This is a genomic window from Cysteiniphilum marinum (assembly GCF_014857925.1).
GTDB classification, from domain to species: domain Bacteria; phylum Pseudomonadota; class Gammaproteobacteria; order Francisellales; family Francisellaceae; genus Caedibacter; species Caedibacter marinus.
The window spans coordinates 1-19757 of the sequence record NZ_JACYVZ010000021.1; the positions used below are offsets into that span (position 1 = coordinate 1).

Annotated in this window: 15 protein-coding genes and 1 pseudogene; 3 read left to right on the forward strand and 13 right to left on the reverse strand. The window is 39.3% G+C overall.

Features of this window, described 5'->3' with window-relative positions; translation table 11 throughout:
- Positions 1–88 precede the first annotated feature (88 nt).
- The 9 genes from IE867_RS09600 to ligA all read right to left on the reverse strand — a co-directional run bounded on the left by IE867_RS09600 (position 89) and on the right by ligA (position 8933).
- Positions 89–2236 carry a hypothetical protein gene (locus IE867_RS09600; RefSeq protein WP_192484509.1) on the reverse strand — a complete coding sequence of 716 codons (2148 nt, stop codon included), beginning with the start codon at positions 2234–2236 and terminating at the stop codon, positions 89–91.
- Positions 2237–2250: 14 nt separating this feature from the next.
- Entirely contained in the window at positions 2251–2430 is a 180-nt protein-coding gene (locus tag IE867_RS09605) for a hypothetical protein (RefSeq protein WP_192484510.1), read from the reverse strand.
- A 197-nt stretch (positions 2431–2627) separates the two neighbouring features.
- Positions 2628–3803: a hypothetical protein gene (locus IE867_RS09610; RefSeq protein ID WP_192484511.1), complete on the reverse strand. Its 1176-nt coding sequence runs from the start codon at positions 3801–3803 to the stop codon at positions 2628–2630.
- Between the two features lie 219 nt (positions 3804–4022).
- Positions 4023–4460, reverse strand: coding sequence for a hypothetical protein (locus IE867_RS09615; protein ID WP_192484512.1), 438 nt, complete (start codon positions 4458–4460; stop codon positions 4023–4025).
- Positions 4461–4487: 27 nt separating this feature from the next.
- On the reverse strand, positions 4488–4988 hold the full coding sequence (gene msrA / locus IE867_RS09620) for a peptide-methionine (S)-S-oxide reductase MsrA (protein WP_203249656.1): 501 nt from the start codon (positions 4986–4988) through the stop codon (positions 4488–4490).
- Positions 4989–6074 carry a 5-(carboxyamino)imidazole ribonucleotide synthase gene (locus IE867_RS09625; protein ID WP_192484513.1) on the reverse strand — a complete coding sequence of 362 codons (1086 nt, stop codon included), beginning with the start codon at positions 6072–6074 and terminating at the stop codon, positions 4989–4991. It lies immediately after the preceding gene.
- 34 nt (positions 6075–6108) lie between these two features.
- Positions 6109–6369, reverse strand: coding sequence for a Txe/YoeB family addiction module toxin (locus tag IE867_RS09630; protein WP_192484514.1), 261 nt, complete (start codon positions 6367–6369; stop codon positions 6109–6111).
- Entirely contained in the window at positions 6369–6611 is a 243-nt protein-coding gene (locus tag IE867_RS09635; RefSeq protein ID WP_192484515.1) for a type II toxin-antitoxin system Phd/YefM family antitoxin, read from the reverse strand. Before IE867_RS09635 ends, IE867_RS09630 begins: the two co-directional genes overlap by 1 nt.
- 267 nt (positions 6612–6878) lie before the next feature.
- A complete protein-coding gene (gene ligA, locus IE867_RS09640) occupies positions 6879–8933 on the reverse strand; it encodes an NAD-dependent DNA ligase LigA (RefSeq protein WP_192484516.1) in 2055 nt (684 codons plus the stop codon).
- Between the two features lie 53 nt (positions 8934–8986).
- Here ligA and IE867_RS09645 point away from each other — a divergent pair.
- Positions 8987–9301 (forward strand): annotated as a pseudogene (locus tag IE867_RS09645) (ATP-grasp domain-containing protein); the annotation flags it as partial.
- 193 nt (positions 9302–9494) lie between these two features.
- Complete coding sequence (locus IE867_RS09650) at positions 9495–11069, forward strand: ATP-binding protein (RefSeq protein WP_192484518.1); 1575 nt, start codon at positions 9495–9497, stop codon at positions 11067–11069.
- A 7-nt stretch (positions 11070–11076) separates the two neighbouring features.
- Here the strand turns inward: IE867_RS09650 and IE867_RS09655 are convergent, their stop codons facing one another.
- The gene (locus tag IE867_RS09655) at positions 11077–12330 is read right to left on the reverse strand and encodes a glycoside hydrolase family 5 protein (protein ID WP_192484519.1); all 1254 of its coding nucleotides are present in this window, start codon (positions 12328–12330) and stop codon (positions 11077–11079) included.
- A 400-nt stretch (positions 12331–12730) separates the two neighbouring features.
- Here IE867_RS09655 and purL point away from each other — a divergent pair, with 400 nt between their 5' ends.
- On the forward strand, positions 12731–16621 hold the full coding sequence (gene purL, locus IE867_RS09660) for a phosphoribosylformylglycinamidine synthase (protein WP_192484520.1): 3891 nt from the start codon (positions 12731–12733) through the stop codon (positions 16619–16621).
- Positions 16622–16650: 29 nt separating this feature from the next.
- On the opposite strand, the gene IE867_RS09665 is transcribed toward purL, so the two are convergent.
- The 3 genes from IE867_RS09665 to istA form a co-directional block, all read right to left on the reverse strand.
- Positions 16651–17283, reverse strand: coding sequence for a PP2C family protein-serine/threonine phosphatase (locus IE867_RS09665; RefSeq protein WP_192484521.1), 633 nt, complete (start codon positions 17281–17283; stop codon positions 16651–16653).
- An 83-nt stretch (positions 17284–17366) separates the two neighbouring features.
- Positions 17367–18116, reverse strand: a complete 750-nt coding sequence (gene istB / locus IE867_RS09670; RefSeq protein WP_192484522.1) for an IS21-like element helper ATPase IstB — start codon at positions 18114–18116, stop codon at positions 17367–17369.
- 10 nt (positions 18117–18126) lie between these two features.
- Entirely contained in the window at positions 18127–19668 is a 1542-nt protein-coding gene (gene istA / locus IE867_RS09675) for an IS21 family transposase (RefSeq protein WP_192484523.1), read from the reverse strand.
- Between the last annotated feature and the right edge of the window lie 89 nt (positions 19669–19757).

The window sequence follows — 19757 nt, forward strand, 5'->3', positions numbered from 1 at the left end:
TGTTCCCAGCGCTTAATGACCTCATACCATTGTTCTTCCGTCATAAACCAAAGCTCTTTGTATTATCAATGCAATCAGTTTGCCAGATTTAAAACAGTATTCTAGATGGGGTTCGTGGGACGCTTACATTGCTATCGTTGCCGGCTTGGGTAATTAATGTTTGTAGATCACTGATGCACGCATCTCTTGCTGCTCCTGCGGCAAGGGGAAGTAAGTTTTGCGCAATACCCAACTGCTTGACAAAATAGCTAACATTGGCATTTGCTGTTTGCGTCAGTTCAGTCCCTGTTGGCACATTATAATCAGGCACCCAAATCTGATCATTGCCATTACATTGAGGCTGTAAGGTATTATCTAAACGACTATAACATTTACCTGGAATACCGTTTAACTGTCCAAAAGATTCGTACTCGATAAAACGACTACCCTGACCATCATTGTAGGTTAAGCTAATCGGTGGCTCAAAACTACTGATACTATTGTCACTGGTTGCTTTAAAAGTATAGAACTTATTCCAAGGTTGCGGACCACTTTGCCAAGTATACTTTTGAGTAATGGTGCCATTGTATAAATTATCAATATTCGTACCGACATTAACTGTATTTGGTACCATCTCACCAACCCATAAATTATCAGTTGTTGAGGTTACAGGCACACCATTTGGATCTAATAATGCATAGGCATTATTAGTCGAAAGAATGTTTTTATTAATCGTATAGGTTAAGTAGAGATTAGGAGACCCTGAGCTATCCCACGCTGGATACTTGGTTTCCCATTGGCTTAAGCCATTATTCCATACAGGACAATTGTTATAGCAATGTAATGTTAATATATCATCTGCTGCTGTCGGTGCTACAAGTGCGCTTGTCCATACGACTAATTGTGTATTATTGGTTGGTAACACAACTTGATTATTTTGATCACGCATTGGAATATTGGTAAAGCCACCGCCTCCAACACCATCAATCGATACATTTAGACTATAGTTCTGACCTAAATAAGTATTTTGCAAATCTGAGTTGGAAATAGCTACTGCAGGTGTTACAGGGGTAAAGTTACAACCACTTTGACCACAACTATCCTCACCAACTTTGTCAAATTGCTGAGTTGTTGAATTCCATAACACAATCGCTGTGGCTAGACTTTGATTAAGTGCATGTAGACGTAAACGTGTACCTGTTAACTGGTCCAATGTAATTGAACGTGCCGTTTGCAACTCAAGCCTTCCTGGCCCCACTTCAATGGTACCAGCAGTTGACGCACCTGTTTGCATGTCTTTTTTCGTAGCAGCCGCACCATCAGCAACCGTCGGGTTACCCGGCAACCATAATCCATAAAAACTTAACCAACCACGTTTTGTTTCATTATTAATGGTAATTTCAACGGGAAAGCCACCGGAATCACGATTAACACGACTACCATCCGCATTGTATAAACCATAGCGATAGACACTTGTGGTGTAATTATTGCGATCATAACAAATCTCAGCTTGACCATTGGTTAAATCAGCACGTGTGACCAAATTTTCTAAATGGCTGCTATTAAAAGCAATTTTTGCCAACATTGAGCTTTGATTAAAAACACTTGAGATCTGACCATAACCGGTATTTTCAGCCGTTTGTATAAAGGCTAAAGCAACATTACGACTATTATTAATGGTAGTACCTTCCGTTTCAAAGTATTTTACCAAAGCACGTCCATTGGTCGCCTGTGAAGCACTAATAAATCCTCTAAACTGCGGTGTTGTGCGATTTAACACACCGTTAACATAAGGATAAGACACGTAGTTCAAGCTAAAGACACCATAAGGATTAAGTGTCGTTGGTGTTTCCGTTGCCACTAATTTCCCTTCAATCAATACCGTGTCACCATAACCCACTTGTAAGCCATCAATCCAGAAAGTCACCGTTTGCACGCCATTGACATTCGTTGACTCACCGACAATATCAGACAAAATCGGTACACTGTTGTCACTCCGCTCATCACCCATATTACAGGCATTCATATCAACCTTTGACAGATAAGCACCTTGATTTGTAAACTCAGGATAATTGGTTTGTGCAAACACACACAAAATACCATTAATCTGATCCATCGTCTCTTGCGTGAAATTGTTGGTATAGGTCTGTGGCAGATCGTTTACATAATCGCCTGATGTCGGCACAGCATACGATGCCGACACAGACGCCCCCATTAAAATCGCAAGATAATATATATTTAATCGTTTAATTTTCATCGTATCCTCCTTGATTATGATTGAGCTTCAACCATTGACACCTGTTCAGGTGCACAGGTTGACCCCTGTGGGCAATTCACGGTCTGAGTGCCTACAGCAGCTGATGAGCCACCACCGCCACCACAAGCGCTTAATAATATAATGAAACCGATTGCAACGAGTGCAAACAGATTTTTTGAGTACCTTCCTAGCATATCATCACCTTTTATCATTTATGTTTTCTTCTGCTTTTTACTTTTTTTACTTTTTTTACTTCTTTTACTTCCAAGTTTTAAAGAATTTCTGATTCACCTGACTGCTAACCTAGCAGCAAGCAGTATTGTAAACATAGTGAATATTGATTTTTTTGCGAGCAATGTGCGTGATATTTAAAAACTTTATCTTTTTTAGCTTATTTTACTTCAACACCATTACTGAAAAACTGATAAGAAAAACCCGTCTTAAAGAGAGCTAGCACCTTATTTTTATATTTAACTCTTTGTCCATTGACCTTAAATATTTTTTGTTGCAGTGCACTACTTTTATCCTCTTGCTGCTTAAGTGTCAGCGTCTGCCATTGATAATCAAAGTTAAGCCAATTAAGCATATCTTGCCATAAGCTAAAGCTTTGTTGCTGCCCGTAGTTATTTACAGCCTTAATACTCAAACTTATGGGTAACACAATAAAATCAGCCAAACTAATAAATCCTCGTTTTAATAACGGATCACGTTGCAATAAGGCAATTTGCGTGAAATAGTCCGATAAATGCATCAATAACATGGGTGAATATATCAATGATTGATCGCCCAATAACTCCTGCATAATATCTTCAATAAGCCCTGTATTAGTTAAACTAAGCGTAAACTCACTGGGATAAACTTTATTTTTAGCACCATCTTGAACGTCTTGTTCTGTAAAATCTGCCCATAATGGACTAAGCGATAGCACACCATCAACTTGAGCATGAAAACGCATATGCACAAGTGCAAGTTTTGCAATATCAAGTTGAATATCAATATCAATGATTTGCTTCTTTTTGGTAATCACTGCCGTTAATTGCGCAGAATACATTTTCTCTAACTGTTGCGGCATAAACTGTTTCTGTGAAGGCAGTCCGATAAATTCAATGATTTGACGACTAGCAATCATCAATGGATAGGAGATTTCTATTACACCCTTATTAAGGATTGAGGGATTTAAATACGCTTGCCAATTCATAGGTTGTTGCAGCAAGCCCAATTGTTCTAAAAATAAATTAACATTTACATAAGGCGCGTTAGTCTCTTTGGCAACAGTCAGCTGAACTTGTGATTTATGCGCATCAAGCGCTTTAAGATGTAGACTCACAGTTGATTGGGCAATTTGTGATTTAATCGTCGGTGACAACCAACTATTCAAAGCACATAAGGTTGTTAATGCTTGATCTTGATCTTTCTTGCACTTTTCTTGCTGTTGTATAACCCATGAATTAAGTGGCACAATCTGCTGATAACCATTTGCTGCCGGATAAGCTAACTTCACACTGGTTGCAGTCACTATCAATGTATAAAAAATATAAAAGATATAAAAATAAAGACTTTTTCTCATACCGCCACCATCCTTGCCATCCGTTTGGTTTTTCCGCTATTTAAAATCCATTTAAGCCTAGGAGTAATTAAGAAAATTAGCAAATTCAAATTTGGGAGTATACATATGCATACTCCTCACCCGTGCAGCTGAAGCTACACGACCTCTCCCACAAGGGGAGAGGTGCTAGCTGGTGCAACTTATTGATACATCGTTACTATATGCAATACGCACCTACATTTAGTTGTCGACTAATCTCTCATTAAATTCAAAAAAGCTTTCAAGCACGATTTGATGCAACAAATCATCACAAGAATCATTATAATAATGCGCAAGTTTATCCAACGATTGTTGGTAATATTCTTCAGATCTTGCCAAATTGCTAATCTCAAATTTCTCCATCAACTCCAGATAGACTTGTAAACGGATCAATGCTTCATCTGCTGATGCTGTTGAGAAAAATACCGGTGCTTCGTCGTCATCCGATTCTCCTGCAATAATCGATACACCATATAATGATGATTTATCATCTTGATTGATAATCTGAAAATCAACGGTCAAGTTCCAATCCAAAAGCTCACCCAACTGATCTGCCATATCATCAATCATGCGCATTTTCTCGCGCACTGTCTGGCCTAACTCATAATAATTCTCAATATTTTCACTTATTTCAAACATATACTTTCTCGTTTTACTCGTTCATAGTTAATCAAATCGTTTTACACGTTGATGACAGACATGCAAGTGCGCATGTTTGTCAAAATACTGTTGATGATAATCTTCAGCTAACCAAAACTGGTGAAGGTTAGCATCAATTAATTGTGTTGCAATCGTTAAACCTTGCGCTTCAAGATAATCAATCACTTGCTGGCAAGTCGTTTTTTCCATGTCATTTGTATATAGAACAGCACTTAAATATTGCGAGCCAATATCAACACCTTGACCATCTTGCTGTGTCGGATCATGAATTTCAAAAAAAAGCTTCACTAAAGTTTCATAACTGACAAGACGTGGATTATACTCAACTTTAACGACTTCCAAATGATCGGTTTGCCCTGTTTTCACGTCATAATAAGTAGGATTCGGCGTTTTGCCCGCCATATAGCCAACTGCCGTTTTGACAACGCCTTTTTCTTTCGCAAAGTAATGCTCGACACCCCAAAAGCACCCTGCCGCAAAAAAAGCCACATTTAGCTGATCTGACACTTAAAACTCCTCCAAACATGGTTTTGCCTCAATATTTTGATAGATCATATTAACACTATTGATAAATGTTTCTAGTTCATTATCGACAATATTAATGTGCCCCATCTTGCGCCCTGCTCTTAAGCTCTTGCCATAACTTTTGGCATGGCTATTAATAGGTAGTTGTATATTGGGCACATCCTCAGCAATGAGGTTAATCATTAATATATATTGCGCTAATGTTTTGATCTTAGCAACGTTTTCACCAGTGATCGCGCGCATATGATTCTCAAACTGACTGGCATTGGCTCCATTGATTGACCAATGCCCTGAGTTATGCACTCGAGGCGCCATTTCATTGGCAAAAAGCTGATTATTTTTAACAAAAAACTCAACAGCAAAAGTGCCGACATAATCAAAGTGCTCGAGCAAACGCTTCACTGCTTCTTGCGCGTCAATACTTAGTTCATTTTTCTCCATCAACACATGCGTTTCACGTAAAATGCCATCACGATGCTCATTTCTAACCAAAGGATAAAAGGCAATATGCCCAAACTGATCGCGTGAGGCAATTTGTGAGACTTCATAATCAAATGGTACAAAGCTCTCTGCAATGAGTGGATGCTCTCCCAAAGCTTCCCACGCTTTTTCTAAACATTCAGGCGTTTTAATAATATATTGCCCCTTGCCATCATAGCCAAAGCGCCTTGTCTTAATAATAAATGGCAAGCTCAATAACTTGGCAGCCTTTTGAAGTTCAGCAAAAGAATCTACCGCCATATAATCATTAGTATTAATATCAAGTCGTTTAAAATTATCTTTTTCTAACAGCCGATCTTGAGCAACACTTAAGGCCTCAATCGTTGGAAAGACACACGTTTTTTTTGATACTGCTTGCAATAAATCAACTGAGATATTTTCAATCTCATAGGTTACAACATCATAGCTCTGAAGCTTCTCCTGCCAACGATTTATTTCCTCTGGAGTGCTCTTACCATAGCGATCAATCTCTGGCAAAGAATACGTGTCAATGCTTACATTTAACTCCCCAGCACTTTCAATCATCATCTGAGCGAGCTGCCCATTTCCTAATATTGCGATTTTCATTGTTTATTAACATCCTATTCTATTACTGTCATCATTATTCGTAGTGACTCCACATTCTGATCACTTTAATTATTTTTTGATCTTCTAACACCTGATAGATCAATCGATGTTGTATATTAATTCGTCTAGAGTAAGCACCCGACAAATCACCTATTAGTTTTTCATAGTTTGGCGGTTTTTGATAAGGAGATTCTTTGATGATATCAAGCAAAGTTTGAACCTTTACATGTAAGTTTGACTGCTTGATTTTCTTAGCATCTTTAAGCGCCTGCTTAGTATAGAAGAGTTGAGACATTACCATGCCAATTTATCTGAACAATCCGCTATATCTGTCGCTAATCCCTTTTGAATACTCTCACGCATTCCTTTTATTGACAGTAAATAAAGTGTCTCATTAATTGCGCTCCAATCTTCTTCTGAAATTAAAACGGCATTATTTCTTTTACCATTTATTTGGATTGGTTGATGGTCAACATTTACTTGATCAATCAAGTGATAAATATCTTTTCTAGCTTGTGTTGCATTAAGTGACTTCATCTTTAACCTCACCTATTTACTGATTAACAGAACCTATATCAAAGTTTAGCGTACATTATTTCGTACGTCAATTTACAGATATTTACCTCTCAAGCCAATTATTACCCTAATTTCTTTGCAACAAAGTAATGTCCCAATCACCTCTCCCCTTGTGGGACAGGTCGCATTGCTATGCAATGCGGGTGAGGGGGATATCTTATTGTTGTAACACTTGATAGATCTCTGCCAATACATTTTCTGTCTCTTTTAGTATGTCATGATTATTGATTAGTTTACTTGTAATTCATCTTCAGTTATCACTTCAATACCAAGTGCTTGTGCCTTAGATAATTTGGAACCGGCCTTTTCCCCTGCAATGAGAAAATCAGTTTTGCTTGATACATTGCCACTACACTTAGCACCCAATGCTTCAAGTTTTTCTTTAAGCTCATCACGTGTAAACTCAGCAAAGCTACCCGTAATTACAACGGTTTTACCAAAAAATGGGTTATCAACAACAGCTTCTGCTACTTCAGCCGCAACTTTCTTGGGTTCAATAATTGTAATACCCGCAGCAATCAGCGCATCAACAAGTTCGATATTTAAAGGATCCTGCCAAAAAGCTTTAACATGATTTGCCATCACCTCACCGATATCATAAATCGATACCAGCTCTTCAAGCGTGGCATTTTTAATCGCCTCTAGTGACCCAAAGTGATTAGCAAGTGCTTTGGCACTGACCTCACCGATATCTTTAATACCTAAAGCATAGATAAAACGATGCAATAGCACAGTTTTGCTCTTTTCCAAAGCATCTAATAAGTTTAATGACGACTTACGTCCCATACGTTCCAATTGACTTAGAACGGGTAAACTCAATGCATACAAATCAGCCGGCGTTTTAATCATCTCTTTATCGACTAATTGTTCAACGATTTTGTCCCCCATACCATCGATATCCATTGCCTTACGTGAAGCAAAGTGCTTAATGCGTTCTTTGCGTTGTGCCAGGCAGTGCCACCCACCTGTACAACGCGCAATTGCTTGATCGTTGATATACTCGATAGTTGATTGGCACACAGGACACACCTTGGGCATTACGATTTCTTGTATTGTATTGGTGTTACGATATTCAGGCAATGAACGCACCACCTCAGGGATCACATCTCCGGCGCGACGCACAATTACGCGATCATGCACTTTGATATCTTTGCGTTTAATCTCATCAAGATTATGTAATGTTGCATTTGAAACAATGACTCCACCTACGGCAACAGGCTTAAGTCTTGCCACAGGGGTTACCGCGCCCGTGCGCCCAACTTGAAAATCAACGGCTAAAATTTCTGACTCGACTTCTTCAGCGGGAAATTTATGCGCCAGCGCCCAACGTGGTGCTTTAGCGATAAAGCCTGCTTTAGTTTGCAAATCCAAACGATTTAATTTATAGACCAAACCATCGATATCATAAGGCAAATCAGCACGCTTATGACGCATGCGTTGATAATAATCAAGTAAGCCCTCTTCTCCGTCAACCACTTCAATCTCATTCGTTAATTGAAAACCCCAAGCTTTTAATTGTTGCATTAACTCATATTGGGTTTGGGGTAAGTCAAAGCCACTATATGCACCAACGCCATAGGCATACATCTTTAATTTACGCTTGGCAGCAATGCGCGAATCAAGTTGCCTTACACTGCCCGCTGCGGCATTTCTGGGATTGGCAAAAACTTTTTCATCACGCGCTTCAGCGGTTTGATTAAGTGCTAGAAAATCCTGCTTATTAATAACAATTTCGCCACGTACTTCAATCTCTTTAGGCAAATCATCACCTTTTAATTGCAATGGTACATTGCGAATCGTTTTGATATTTTCTGTTACCTTTTCACCCTCGACACCATCACCACGCGTTACAGCATAATCCAAATGACCATTTTTGTAATGAATGCTAATGGCTAAGCCATCTAACTTGGGCTCACATTCAAAACTTAACGCATGCGTTTGTGTAAGCTCTGTTAAACGTTTATAAAACCCAGCAATATCCTCATCATCAAAGCCATTGGATAGTGATAACATCGGCACCTTATGGGCAACGACCTCAAAGGCTGTTAATGGCTTACTTCCTACACGTTTCGTTGGTGATAATGAAGTATCTAAAATATCCTGATATTGCGACTCTACCTCAACAAGCGCTTGATATGCCTTGTCGTAAACTTGATCACTTACCAAAGGCGCATCTAAAGTATGATAAGCATAATTATAACGATTAATTTCCTCACATAGATTTTGGTAATATTCTTGAATTTCAATATGGTTGTTATTTTTTTTAAAAGATAAATCAGACATGTTAAAAAGGGCTTATATAGCATGTGCCCATCATACTAAAAGGGGAATAAGATGAAAAGCAAGGTTTTAATATTGTACCTTGTGCGCAAGCAACTAAACTAGCCATGGATCGCCAAGGCATTCGCTCACTTGCAGCTGATGAGCTTAAGCTTCCTACCTCAAGATTTGCCTTTGCTGATAGCAAAGAAGATTACCTAACCAAAGCACAAGCAATTGGCATGCCATGCGTTGTAAAACCTGTGATGAGCTCCTCTGGCAAGGGTCAGTCGATTGTTAGATCATTTGATGAGATTGAAGCTGCTTGAGCCTATGCGCAAAGCGACTCGCGCGGTAATAGCAACAATATACAAAGAGTGATTATTGAGGAGGTCGCATGGGGGTTGCTTTGACATATGATACGGACATTGAAACAGCTAAAGCGCGTGCTCAATTTGCTGCCAATAATATGCAACTTTATTTGGAAAGCAATTAAAGCGAATAAGAAACTCTCTAAAATCATTTGTGGTGGGTATATACACTTTGCTAAACTTTAGCACAAGATTAATCGGCAAGTCCTAAAAGATGACTCAGATACGCAAAAAGCTCCCTATTGGTGACTCGACAATCAGCCAAATTAGAAACAGAAATGCCATTTATGTTGATAAAACACGACATTTGCTACAGATGGTCAACTCTGGAAGATATTTCTTTTTGTCACGTCCCAGACGCTTTGGTAAAAGCTTAACCATTGATTGTTTAAGACATCTTTTCATGGGCAATAAACAACTTTTTAAAGGCACATTTGCCGAGAGTCATTGGGATTGGGATACGACCTACCCTGTGATTCATTTTAGCTTTGGTAGCTCTAGTGCTTTCGAGTCAGAAGAAACAATTATTGAAATCATACATAATAAAATTACTGAAATTGCCAAAGAGCATAAAGTTATCATAGAGGGTAAAACCATTGCTGTGCGCTTCCACAACCTGATCTGGCAACTAAAAGAAAAACATAAAAAACAAGTTGTTTTACTCATTGATGAATATGATAAGCCCATATTAGATGTTATCACCGATGAGCCTAAAGCAATACGTAACCGTGAGATTTTAAAAGGATTCTATAGCGCTATTAAAGATAATGATGAACACTTAAAATTTGTATTGCTTACTGGGGTGACCAGATTTTCTAAAGTTAGCCTATTCTCGGGCTTGAATAACCTAACCGATATTAGTCTTGATCAACGTTATGCAGATATTTGCGGCTACACTCAAACTGAGCTTGAATCATCATTTGAAGAATATTTAGTCGGTGTTGATAAAGTTAAACTTAAGAAATGGTATAACGGCTATGATTTTGCCGGCAATGAACAACAAAAGGTCTACAACCCTTACGATATTCTACTTTTTATAGACAGAGGGTATGAGTATCGCGACTACTGGTTTCAAACAGGCACGCCTTCTTTTTTAATTCAGCTGTTAAAGCAATATCGCTATCGTGTCCCTAACCTTGAAAATTTTAATGTTCAAGAACGCTTTATTGATAGCATTGATGTTAAAAACTTACCACTTGAGGCGCTTTTGTTTCAAGCAGGTTATTTAACCATTAAAGAGCAAATTACGATCGGTATGCAAATTGGCTATCGCTTGGGCTATCCTAATTTAGAGGTCAAAGCTTCATTTAATAACTGTGTTTCCGTTATTGGCACTAACTCACACGCTAACTCCGTGAACAATGATCGTTTAAGCCAAAGCCTTTTAAGTGATGACTGGCAACTTTTCCATGATAGTGTGGCCGCCTTATATGCCTCGATTCCTAATGAATGGTATCGCAATAACCCAATACAAGATTATGAGGGCTTTTATTGTACCGTTATCTACAGTTACTTAACAGCATTAGGCTATGATGTGATCGCTGAAGATTCCACATCTATTGGACGCATTGATATTTCAATTGTCATTCCTAATTACAAAGTAATTATTCTTGAACTTAAAGTTGCCAACGATAAAGATGCCTCCAAAGAGGCTTTGCAACAAATCATTGATAAAAACTATGCGCATAAATTCTTGAATTTAGATCTGCCAATCTATCAAGTTGGTATTTCTTTTGATCAAAACACACGATCGGTCAACGGATTCATGGTTGAATTGTTTAAACGCTAAGCCTAATTTATTTAACATTTTTATTTATCCCATCAATAACTGCATGCCACAATGGGTTGTTTTTATCATAAACATAATACTTATTGGCTTTGCCATAGCCAAGGTTTGGGAAAAGATTGGTTTTTTCTTCATCCTTCCAGAATTGCCACTTCATTGGTTTAACCCCAAGCTCATAATTCATGCCAGTCCATGCATCTGAACGATAATTGTAAAACGCCCAATGCCAATTATGTTTATTGGCAATACTCACGACATCTTTGAGATATTGAGTGGCTCCCTTTGTCATACGATCAACACCAAACTCCTCCAATATGATCTGCTGACTTGGAATATGATAGCGTTTTTGGAAGTTAACAATTGGCTGTAAAAACTTCTCAAGTGTTGCCTTATTCCAATCACTAAACGCTTTATTTCCCGTCGCTATTTTTCCTGGATAAACATATTTACCATTGTTGATTTTGCGCGTGGTATAGATATATGGCTCATACATGTGAAAGGCATAAAGGATATTTTTAGCATCAATCGGTTTAAGGTAATCCGCAGCAGGCGGCTCTGCGTACCAGCCAGCATCAACAATAATCGGTGTATCAGGATCAACATGACGAATACGCTTAACCATGTATTCGTAAAAGGCGTTTAAATCCTCACTTGTGCCAACCACTTTCTTATAATAATTCGTAAACTCAACGTTAAAAATAGCACTATTGCTGTTTTTAAGTTTTAAAACTTCAGGATGTGGTTCATTGAGAATATTATACGCAACAATATTTGGATTCGCTTTATAACGCTTAGCGGCAGCAGCCCAAAAATCCCCCGCTGCCTGCCAATGTTTTTTATCTTGCCATAATCTTAAATCATCACGATTGCCATGTTGCTGCTTCCATAGCGAAAAAGGCAGTGATAAGAAGCTTAAAATAATCGGAATACCTGTGGCCTTTGCATCTTTTAAGTTTTGATCAAAACTTTTTATTTCAAATTCCGTTAATTGGGAAACATTCGCAAGCTTAATAGGATACCCCAGATAGGCATCTATCGGGATACGGAAAAATTGAATGCCCACTTGCTTAGCATCTTGCCAATCTTTAAGTGATCCCGGATGTTGCCTAAAAAAGTTCGCCCCTTTCTTTTGTGTTTGCCAGAAACTATCCGTCATCGTATTGTTTGCGACAACACTGGCAAAAGAAGATTGTATTGACATAGCACTAATCGCTACGGCTGTCATCGTTTGCAGCCTAGTTACCCATTGTTTTTTATTTGACATCGCAGCTCCCCCTTTTGAGTAAAGATAACAATTAAACGCTTAAATGATATCGTTATATACATACAAATACATACCAAATTCATATTATTTTTAGCAAGAGTTTATAATAAACAACAACAGCTCAGATTAAATATTCGCTCACAAGTGCTCACCGCACCCTGAGCATCCGTCGAAGCGATGTACTGAGCATCCGTCGAAGCGACGCACTGAGCATCACTAGAGGCTTCGACTGACGCTCAGCCAACGCTTAATAATCAATATGGGCCAAAATATAGTCATAGCCACAAAAACATTGTTCATTTATCACTCCAACTCATAAATAAAATCACATTTTACGCTTTATAAATTGCAACAAATCTATCAGAATATTGGCACACAAACCTTCTGCACGAGTGCAAAGATGTTACAACTTTTTGGCAATGACGCATTATCTTCGTTTGATCAACAAAAAATCTTAGCTAAATTACAGGAGATTGATCCTCGTATTGAGATGGTTCAAGCGGAATATATTCACTTTATTGAGCACAGTGACACATTAAACGATGATGAGTTAAATAAACTCTCAGCTTTATTAAATTATGGCGACAAAGGACAGCTCACTGATAAGCAAGGACAAACCATTATCATCACACCACGTTTAGGCACAATCTCGCCGTGGTCATCAAAGGCAACCGACATTGCGCACAATTGCGGATTGAACAAGGTCACACGTATTGAGCGCGGCATTGTTTATTATCTCAAAAGCCAAAGCATACTGGATCGACATGCTTTAAACTTGCTCGCTACTAAGTTACACGACCGTATGATGCAAACCGTTAGCTTCTCAATTGCAGACACCAATCCATTTATCAGCACCCATGCTGTTGGCACACTACAAACGATTCCAATATTAAGTGAAGGGCGTAGCGCCTTAGAGAAGATCAATCGTGCGCTTGGTTTGGCGTTATCTGATGATGAAATTGATTATTTACATGATGGCTTCATCAACCTTAATCGCGATCCTAATGATGTAGAGCTTATGATGTTCGCACAAGCCAACTCAGAGCATTGTCGACACAAGATTTTCAGAGCTGATTGGATTATTGATGGTCAAGCACAACCACTTGGGCTATTCCCAATGATCAAAAACACCTATGAACATCACAAAGAAAATGTCCTCTCAGCCTATCATGACAATGCTGCAGTCATTGCTGGTTATGCTGCTGAGCGTTTACAGCGTGATGATAATGGACTGTATCATTTCAAACGTGAGCCTATTCATATTCAGATCAAAGTGGAAACACATAATCACCCAACGGCTATAGCCCCGCATCCAGGCGCTGCCACAGGAGCCGGTGGCGAGATCCGTGATGAGGGCGCCACAGGGCGAGGTGCTAAACCAAAAGCGGGACTTACGGGTTATACCGTCTCCAACCTAAATATTCCTCATGATATCCAGCCGTGGGAAACCCCTTACGGCAAACCTGAGCGCATTGCTTCCGCATTAGATATTATGATTGAAGCGCCTCTTGGGGGGGCTGCTTTTAACAATGAGTTTGGACGTCCTAATCTATGTGGGTATTTTCGTAGTTTTGAGCAAAACGTAAATGGTGAAATCTGGGGTTATCATAAGCCAATTATGATTGCAGGTGGCTATGGCAATATCAAAGAAGAACATATCGAAAAACGCAAAATCCCTGTCGGTGCCAAGATTATCGTTTTAGGCGGTCCTGGGATGCTGATTGGTCTAGGCGGAGGGGCTGCTTCTTCGGTTAACTCCGGACACTCTAATGAAGATCTTGATTTCGCCTCTGTGCAACGTGATAATGCCGAGATTGAACGTCGCGCACAAGAAGTGATTGATAGCTGCTGGTCAATGGGGCTCAATAACCCCATCATTAGCATTCATGATGTTGGTGCAGGTGGCTTATCTAATGCATTACCTGAGCTAGTTGCTGACTGCGAGCGTGGCGCTATCTTTGATCTCAATAAAATTCAAGTAGCTGAAAAAGGCTTATCACCCCTAGAAATCTGGTGCAATGAATCACAAGAGCGCTATGTACTTGCTATTGCTGAGAATGATTTAGCTACTTTTGATAATATTGCAAAGCGCGAGCGTTGCCCTTATAGCATTGTCGGTGAAGCAACTGAAGAACAAGTTTTGATTTTAAAAGATGATAATTCTAGCATTGACCCGATTCACATGCCATTGTCATTACTATTAGGTAAAGCACCTAAAACACTAAAAAATGTGACCACAACTGCCAATGCTTATAGCAATTGGGATTATAGTAGTATCGATTTACAAGATGCCGCTAAGCGCATTTTACGTTTACCCGCCGTTGGTAGTAAGAAATTTCTAATTACCATTGGTGATCGCACCGTTGGCGGTATGACACAACGCGATCAAATGGTCGGTCCATGGCAAGTGCCTGTAGCTGACGTTGCCGTAACTGCAACAAGCTTCACAGATTATCATGGCGAGGCAATGGCAATGGGCGAGCGCCCAATACTGGCAATGATGAACCCCGCTGCTGCTGCTAGAATCACCATTGGTGAGGCAATTACTAATATTGCTGCTGCTTATATCTATCACTTATCTGATGTCAAGCTTTCTGCCAACTGGATGGCAGCATGCTCACACCCTGGTGAAGATGCCCGACTCTATGAGATGGTTAAAACCGCTGGTATGGAGTTTTGTCCAGCACTTGATCTAACGATTCCTGTTGGCAAAGATTCCTTATCGATGAAAACCAAATGGCATGATGATAATAATCAAGAAAAATCGGTAACCTCCCCTGTTTCGCTTGTTGCTACGGCTTTTGCGCCTGTTCAGGATATTCGTCGCACATTAACACCACAATTGCGTTTAGCATTTGAGACTGATCTTATTCTTATTGATCTAGGGCTAGGTAAAAATCGCTTAGGTGGATCATCGTTTGCCCAAAGCTATAATGAGCTTGGCAATGAAACACCTGATATTGAACCTGAGCTTTTGCAAAATTTCTTTGCCGCCATCCATCAATTGGTTAAAGATGATAAGATTTGCGCTTATCATGATCGCTCAGATGGCGGCTTATTTACTACGTTGTGTGAGATGATGTTTGCGGCTAAGTGTGGTTTAGATATTGATATTGATGCGCTTGGTGATGATGTTCATGCCGCACTCTTTAATGAGGAGCTAGGTGCAGTGATTCAAATAAGAAACACTGATCGCAGCATTGTGATGCAAGTCCTTGCAAGCTTCCAGTTAAAAGCGCACGCGATTGGGCGACCAAATACATCAACCGATGATGCTAAGCTTATTATTAGTCACGATATTGATGAAGTCTTCTGTATGACGCGCGCTCAATTGCAAACACTTTGGTCTGAAACCTCTTATCAGATTCAACGTATGCGTGATAATGCACAGTGCGCTGATCAAGAGCATGATCTGATTAATGGTCATAACGATCATGGTCTTTTTGCCCAGGTTTCGTTTAATTGCAAAGAAAATATTGCGAGTCCTTATCTTAACCTTGAGAACAAACCCAAAGTGGCGATCTTACGCGAACAAGGAGTCAATAGTAATAACGAAATGGCTGCAGCCTTTACACTAAGTGGCTTTGATGCTATTGATGTGCATATGACGGATTTACAAAATAAGCGCATTAATCTCAATGAATTTAAAGGACTAGCGGCATGTGGTGGCTTCTCTTATGGTGATGTGTTAGGAGCCGGTGGCGGTTGGGCAAAGTCTATTTTATTTGATCCAAACCTTTTAGAGCAATTTGCACAATTTTTCGCACGTACTGATACCTTTACCGTTGGTATGTGTAATGGTTGTCAGATGCTCTCACAACTCAAAGATATCATCCCAGGTGCCACACACTGGCCACGCTTTGTGCGTAACCTTTCTGAACAATTTGAAGGTCGCTTATCGATGGTTGAAGTATTAAAAACGCCATCGATTATCTTTGAAGATATGGCAGGCTTAAAGATGCCTATTGTTGTCTCTCATGGCGAAGGTCGTACACAGTATCAGCATCAAGATGACTTAAAGCATTTGATTGCCAACGAGCAAACAGCCATGCGCTATATCGACAGTCATAATAAGCCAACCGAACACTATCCATTAAATCCAAATGGCTCACAAGGTGGCTTCACGAGCTTTACCTCACTTGATGGACGTGCCACCATTATGATGCCACATCCAGAGCGTGCCTTCAGATTAGCGCAGATGTCATGGTATCCTGCGGATTGGAAGAATAAAGACATTGAATATTCACCATGGATGCGTTTGTTTATGAATGCGCGCAGATGGGTTGGTTAAAAATATCCGTTGTAAATAACCCCATGCTTCTATAAGTGATCAACTTCAATATAAATAGCTGATTTATCATCTTTTAATTTCTCATCCTCAAATTCATTAATTGCAACAGCTAAAGACTCTAAATTGAAGGTTGATTGTTGCAATTTCTTAACCAATCTTTCTCTAGAAAACATTCCCTCAATATTGTTTCTTGCCTCAGACAATCCATCACTAAACAATAATATTTTTGAGATTTGATTAAGGTTTATATGGCAATCACTATACGTTTGATTATCAATAACACCTAAAATTGGCTCATAAGGCATATCTTTAGCCAATTCATTGTTATATTTATCTATAAATATAGGCATATCATGCCCTGCAAGCGCGTACTCTACAGTTTCTTTGTCTAAATCAAATTTAATGCAAACCGCCGTTAAATACATTTTCTCGATATTCATTTGTAATAAATAACTGTTTAGTTTACTCAAAATTTCACTTGGTGAATGTGAGTATTCAGCTAGAATCTTAAATCGCATGAGCGCAAATGTAGCATAAATGGCAGCTGAAAAATCCTTCCCTGTTGCATCCGCAAGGAAAAGATATACTGCATTTTTATTATGAATAATATCATAAATATCACCACTGACATTATCTGCAGGGTAATACATGCTTTCTGTCATTTAGCACCCTAATTAACCCACCTCAATCGCAGCCAAGTATCCCACTTAAAGCGCATCAAAAGACCGGATTTAGTTTAAGAAAATTAGGTTGTCATATCATCTCCTTTTTGCAAGTTTTTAATTGCACGATAACTTTTCCCTTCTATCGTCAGCATGTATGCATTATGCACTAAACGATCAATCGTAGCAGCGCCAAGCAGCTTATTTGGGAAAGCCTGATGCCACTCATGTGTTGAAAGATTACTGGTAATTAAGGTTGATTTAAACTCACTACGTTCAGCAATTAACTCATGTAGATATTCATCCTCTGGTGATCGCAATGGTTTTAAACCAAAATCATCGATGATCAATAATGGCACCTTAGCAATACGCTTCATCGTTTGCTCGTAAGTATTTAGCGCCTTGGCAGATTGCAACTGTTGTGCAAGCTTGGTCTGAGAGGCTAATATGACATCGTAACCACTTTGCACAGCACAATGTCCGATCGCCTGAGCGATGTGTGTTTTCCCTGTGCCACAAGGTCCCTCAATGATGACAGGGCTACCTTCTTTAATAAAACGACAAGTTGCTAGATCCCGTATCATTGATTGGTTAATCTTAGGATTTGCACTAAAGTCAAAGTTCTCCAAGGTTTTAAAGCCTTTAAAGTCAGCTTTTTTATAACGCCTTTGGTATTGTTTACGCTGACGTTCTAAGCGCTCATCCTCCAATAACAGTGATATAAAATCAGCATGCCCTATTTGATTAGCCACCGCCTCTTTAATCCGAGCATTGAACGCATCAGCCATGCCTGAGAGCTTTAATGCTTTTAGTTGCATCATAATACTATCCATTTGCCTATCCTTAATGTCTTGCTTGACTGCTTTGTCGTTGATAAATACCTTGTCCTTGATAAGCACTGCCTAACTGATCAAAGCTCTGCTCTAAATCTAAGGTGTGATGATCTAATGACGACTTTAAAATCGTTTTAATCGTATGCAAACTAATTGTATTAAAATGAATCGCTCTTAAACAGGCTTGTTCTAACCTGTTAGCACCATAGCTAGTAGCCAGACGAATAACCGATTGTGCAGCACGTAGCAAGTCTTTGACTGGATGATTAAGTAAGCACTCAATTACCTTGCAACAATGAACACCAATGCTTTTAGCTTGCGCCAAACACCACGTAGCATCTTGCTCAAAGAAAGCCTTGGCATTATGAGGCAAGTGTGCCAATTGCGTTTTAGGGACATCAGGATCAAAGCTTCGCGCATGTGTTGCAACCAACTCATGTTGATGATAAATCCGCACGGTTGTTTGGGTTGATGCTACCCATAACTCAAGTAACGCATATTGAAAGGGTGCGCTATAACGGCAATGATTCACCTTAACATGGCAATCACGATGAAGCTTTGCCTTTGTCCATGTAACCAACTCAACAGGTGCCGCAGGGAGCTTCTTTAAACTGGCTTTTTCAATCGATTCAAATCGTGATAAAGGCTGCTCTTTGGTTGTGCCATGTTTACGTGTGCCTGCGGTCGTTAGCACCCATTGTTTCAATGCCTTATTAGCTTGCTGTAAAGAGGTGAATGTTCTTAAAGGAGCAAAGTTATTTTTAACATATTTAACGCCTGATTCGACACATCCTTTCTTTTGTGGGTCAGCGATGGGACAAGGACTGATAACAAATCCATAAGCTTCTGCTAATGATTCATAGCTTCGCTGTATTTGAGGCTCCGTGGTTGACGCTTTGATAATCGCACATTTAGGATTATCAATAATAATCTTCTTAGGCACGCCATCAAACCATTCAAAGGCGTTTTTATGACAGTTTAACCAAGTATCAACATCTTGATGTGTTACTAGTTCAACATATTGGTGACGGCTATAGCAAAGCGTCATAACAAAGAACCATGTTTTAACTTCCTTACCAACACGATCATCATATAGTACAGGTCCTTGCCCAAAGTCTACTTGTGCTGCTTCGCCTGGCTGAAACACCAAGGGTGTTGTTAAGTCGACTTTGCTGTCAAGTTTGAGTTTTTTGATAAAGCGTTGAATGCTGTGATAAGAGCCTTCATAGCCATAATTTTCCTGTAAATGTTGATGAATAACAACGCCTTGTATTCCTTCATTAAACCAATCGATTATTTTATTTTTGAAAGCTAGGGCTTGAGATTGATTTTGCTTTGGTTGCTCTTTGATAAAATGCTTAGCAAGCTCAGCATCAGAAGGAATCTGAGCATTCTTTGCTAACCAGCCTTGTTGTTTTGCAACTTTGATAATCTCTCGCAGTTTAGTTCTGGAGGCTAGCTTGCATCGTTCAATTTCACGTTGACTTTGGTCCGATCTTAAGCGGTAAATTATTTGTTTGTAGTGGTGCACTTCAAAATTCCTGTTTGCCATCTTTTAAACACGTATACATGCAATTACAACAGCGTAATTCATGTATGCACAATATACAACTATGGTCTAATCAGATGCGAATTAAGTGG